Origin of the sequence: Microcoleus sp. CAWBG58, assembly GCF_020883045.1 — a bacterium.
GTDB lineage: Bacteria > Cyanobacteriota > Cyanobacteriia > Cyanobacteriales > Microcoleaceae > Microcoleus.
In genome coordinates this window covers 1-4,241 of record NZ_JAHRFA010000169.1, presented here as the reverse complement: position 1 = coordinate 4,241, position 4,241 = coordinate 1, and the positions used below count along the sequence as shown (strand labels likewise).

Annotated in this window: 5 protein-coding genes and 1 pseudogene; 3 read left to right on the top strand and 3 right to left on the bottom strand. The window is 43.7% G+C overall.

Annotation, left to right across the window (positions count from 1 at the left end; all coding sequences use genetic code 11):
* Positions 1-861 (bottom strand): annotated as a pseudogene (locus tag QZ918_RS33015) (hypothetical protein); the annotation flags it as partial.
* Positions 862-2,149: 1,288 nt separating this feature from the next.
* Between QZ918_RS33015 and QZ918_RS33010 the strand changes: the two are divergent.
* Positions 2,150-2,581: a hypothetical protein gene (locus QZ918_RS33010; RefSeq protein ID WP_293149392.1), complete on the top strand. Its 432-nt coding sequence runs from the start codon at positions 2,150-2,152 to the stop codon at positions 2,579-2,581.
* A gap of 15 nt (positions 2,582-2,596) precedes the next feature.
* Here the strand turns inward: QZ918_RS33010 and QZ918_RS33005 are convergent, their stop codons facing one another.
* Positions 2,597-2,743 carry a hypothetical protein gene (locus QZ918_RS33005; protein WP_293149394.1) on the bottom strand — a complete coding sequence of 49 codons (147 nt, stop codon included), beginning with the start codon at positions 2,741-2,743 and terminating at the stop codon, positions 2,597-2,599.
* A 42-nt stretch (positions 2,744-2,785) separates the two neighbouring features.
* Between QZ918_RS33005 and QZ918_RS33000 the strand changes: the two genes are divergently transcribed.
* The gene (locus tag QZ918_RS33000) at positions 2,786-3,079 is read left to right on the top strand and encodes a sterol desaturase family protein (protein WP_293343296.1); all 294 of its coding nucleotides are present in this window, start codon (positions 2,786-2,788) and stop codon (positions 3,077-3,079) included.
* Positions 3,076-3,240 (top strand): hypothetical protein, encoded by a 165-nt coding sequence (locus tag QZ918_RS32995; RefSeq protein WP_293343293.1) that lies wholly within the window; start codon positions 3,076-3,078, stop codon positions 3,238-3,240. Before QZ918_RS33000 ends, QZ918_RS32995 begins: the two co-directional genes overlap by 4 nt.
* A gap of 17 nt (positions 3,241-3,257) precedes the next feature.
* Here QZ918_RS32995 and bsh read toward each other — a convergent pair.
* Positions 3,258-4,241: bile salt hydrolase (bsh, locus tag QZ918_RS32990; RefSeq protein WP_293343290.1), on the bottom strand; the 984-nt coding region annotated here is incomplete at its 5' end.

Genomic DNA, 4,241 nt, shown 5'->3' with positions numbered 1-4,241 from the left:
ACCGGGATTCATGTCGATACCAATGCAACCATACATTCTCTCAAGAGAAACCTGCGACCCGGGATTTGGGGTAAATTGCACGGCGACAACCCACTTGCCATTTTTGCGGTAGAAATGCCAAGTTTTAGCGCCAGATTCTGGTAGTCTGTTGATGCTGCGATTGAAATCACCAATCAGAGAGGATATAGTTTTTCCGAATCGTGACTCTAAGCATTTGGGAACTCGAAAAGTTATTTGATTTCCATCCCACTGACAAACCTGATTGCCAAAAGACTCATCCTTTGAGCCGACAAGCAACATATCGCCATAGGGGATGAATACTTTGACTGGTTTAAGTCTTAAGTGTTTTAGTTTATTAGTTAACAATGTCAGCTTACGCTTTTTATTGTGAATTTGAAAGCGTAAATTCTGCCAGTTTGTGGATTTATATTGCAGCGAGCAAGCTATGGAAAAATTACAGCCTGTTTTTGAGTTAGCCCATTTTTTCTTGGCATAAAACTTACGAGCCAATGCCAACTTACGCTCAGCTTTCTGGAGCCACGCACTAATGGACTTAATCTTGACTTCAAGAGTTTTCAGGTGTAAAATCCTATGTTCTTTTGCGCCGTCTACACGACCCTTCGCAGAACTGATTACACCATTGGCGTGGCGCTTGTTGATGCCGTAGGTTTGCTGTAAGTGCGTGTTCCAATCGGATTTCTTGAACTCTCTATTTGAAAGTAAGCGATCGACTGTTTCAATGCTTGCAGTCCTAAAAATCGGGGCGTAAGCCTCCAAAAACATCTCGAAAGTTGTTTTTCCGAGTTCGTTAAGCTCGTGCACTGGCGTGGGCAAGCCTTTGCAATAAGTTAGGGTAGCCATTGATTCTCCCTTTCAGTGCGGCTCGTTCTTTACTATGTTAGACTATATCGCCTGTATCCCCCATCTGTGGCGATCGACGTTCTATGAATGCCTTCTTTTTCAGGGCGCCATATCGTGTCAAGACGAGCGGGCTTTAAGCGGGAGCGGCTCTGACTAATACTCATCAATTCATCCAGTGATTTACACAGATTTTACTCGCTAAATCATAGGTAAGTCTAGGTAAATTGTTAACAGTCGTTTACCCTTACCAGACAAGCGTTGGATCTGCAAGTTTTTAGACCTGAATCCTTACCTCTGACTTTTCGCTCATCTGACTATATTACCATATTTTTCGGCTCTCACGCTCACTCTTGTTTACCTGAATCCTTACGAAATGAGAATGCAGCAAAGAATATAAACAAAATCGGGATAGGGCATTTCCACGACTATAAACGGACACAGAGAAGATAAGACCACTTGTGGCACATCGGGCGTGAGGTGTCAAGAATCCCCGTGCGTTAACGCTGGGGAGTATGTCAAACTATCAAGATTTTGAGAGTGCAGTGCGCGCGTAGCATTGAAGACTGCAAAACCGCCCAGAAGCGCTAATCCCCTCAGCCGCTTTCGAGATGTTGCACGCGCGAAAAGCAATATATCAGTTGCAGGTAAAATTGAATCCTGTGGGTAGTGCGGGAGTGTTAAAAGCCTTTACCTAACCGATGCTGGCATTCCCGCAAATGAAAGGTATGGGAAACTTGCAGAAATCATATGTAGGGCTTGCAGATGATACCCTCAGCACAATTTTAACTTGACAAACGTAAAATTTATTATTTATACTGCTGTATGAGTATTTTAATACCGCACAAATTGACAAAAACAGTTGCAGCGAACAAACGACCAGTTTTTTGTTTTTTGGGCTTTTATTGACACGCCAAAAAATGTATCGGCTAAAGTTAAATTTCTGCTGAGACCAAATGCGCTAAAAACCAAAGGAAATGCAACCAGCATTTTTGGGGACTCAGTTACAGGCGCAAGCGATACCAACTCTTTGTATTAGTTATAAGTAAAGAAATATCAAGGACGAACTCGATTGAAATCTGTTTCCGAAGTGGTGCATTTTAACCCTTCCAGCAGGTTCTTGAAAGGATGCAGTGTTTTTTTGTGCAGGGGATGGCTGTGCGGCTTGGTTCCGTTTATTGATGGTGCTGGTCGTACAGCAAATAAAATAGAATGAAGCGAATAGGAGAATGAAATACTGAATACAAACATTATCTAGCTCGCTTACCTCGAAAAATACTAAGTTATTCTAATGCTTGAACCCAATTCTCAGTTCCCGAACCCACTCAATAATTGTCCTGAAAAAACTGGGTCTTCAAAGGATAAATTAACAGTAAAAATCTTTAATTTGTTTTTTGAAATAGAGTTTTTCATCAAAGTAGCTGTTGCTTGTACCATAGTCCAGCAGTTAATTTATTGGCTCTCGAACAAATTCCATCTCAACTTTACCGCCGAGGTTTTGCTGTACTGGCTTGTTGGGTCGGTTTCATTCTACAGCATTGGTGTTTTTATAGAAAAAATTATTAAAACTAACGAGACTTGGCGGCAAAGATTCAATGTCAGAATCAAGAAAGTGAAAGAACAACCTTTCCCTGCATTTACTGCTAAAGGAATCCTGGTCGGAGAAATTAAAAGTTTAGCAGCAGCAGCGATTATCCTCTCCCTAGATCCTGAAGTTCATTGAGGAAATAGCTGGCTCTTAAATTTTGAATGGTTCTTGATGAGAATAATTGCTGCGGATTTCTGCTTTTACGTTATTCATTGGCTCTTTCACAAAAAGTTCTTGCAGGAAATACACCTCAAACATCACGAATTCCAGGATTAATCCAGTTTTGTAGCCGGTCATAAAAGCCTGCTTGAATATGCTATCGTCACCATTACAGACGTTTTGCCTGTTTTTGTATTCGGATACGATATTACTCAATTGTGCGCCTGGACTGTTATCGGCAATGCTTACAATTTGGAAGGTCACAGTTCTCTGTCAATATTTTTCATTGACTCGGATTTTCACGATCTCCACCACTCTCGCTTTAAGGGAAACTACGGCATTCAAGGATTTTGGGATCGGATATTCAATACGCTGAACCGTCCCACAAAAAAGCCCGGCATTATGTTTCCTGCGGCTTCTCTGGAAAAGAACTTTCTCAAGCCGTCCTGTAAGAACATTGATGGCGGGAATTGAACCTCGACCCCTGTTGGTATGGCGATCGCCGTACCAAAGCCAAACCCGATCCAGAAACTTTGGCTCGGCGATCGCTCAAGAAGATGAGGTATCAAAGGTCGAAAACCTTGATGTACCTAAAATTTGGCATACCTCACCTATCCCAGAAAGCCTATACCTGACCCGATCGCGTTGACACTTAAGGGTGAGGCAAGAATTCAAACGGAGCGGTCGGTACAAATTGATCGGTGAGGTCGCCGCCCAGCTCCCACTTTTCGATTATTACCGGCTTTTTGGGTTTTTCCGACCATTCGAGAGTATTCACTTCTTCGAGCATATCGATTTTCCGCACTCCCGAACCATCGGCAAGATTTAATTCCTTGAGGTCGATCCAACAGACACTCGCACTGCGGGTGTTTGCATAGTAATAAACGAGGTTCTTGTGGTCGGAAACGGTGTGCCAAAGTGTGGAGGCAAGATTGGGCTTTTCGGGGTCTACGATGAGCCCGATCGGCACGCTGGCATTGCGAATTATGCTAAAGGTGGTTGCAATAGCTGTGCGTACATCGTTGACATTATCGCGCGGGACTGCCGATAGGTAAAACGAGCAACGGGCAAATCGATCCGAGGCGTTGTTAGTACCGGGCAGCACGATCATGCCATCCTTATTTTTCCAGTATTCGTTGATTGCCAGTTGTTTGTCGTAGGTCGGAGAATTGGTCATCACGATATAATCTTTACCGTAGTGGATTTGTAGCTTGCCGCCTACGTACTCGAAAATTGCGGAATCGCCAGTTGCGTCGGAAATTGACAGGTGAACTGTACTTTTCTTATTGCTGCCGTCCGGTATGACGGGCGCGTCCACCTCGAACAAATCGTCATGTTTCATAGCTTCAACCGCCTCTTTGACCGTGGCGAAACTATCGAGGAAGTATTGCGCCCATGCCGCAGTTGACATTTTTTTTGTCAATTTTGGTTGCTCTGGCTTTCGTTCGTAGTCCGATTCTACCAGGAACAGCAAATTGGCAACCAAACCCTCAGTGTTGATACCGTCGGTAGTGCAAGCGTCTAAGGCGGAGGTAATTACGCTGCCGTACTTGGATGTCCACGTAAAGGAATGCTCGTATGTTCCCCCCTGGCGCTCCATATTTGCTGGAAATGCCCAAATCTCGCTTTTAAGCGA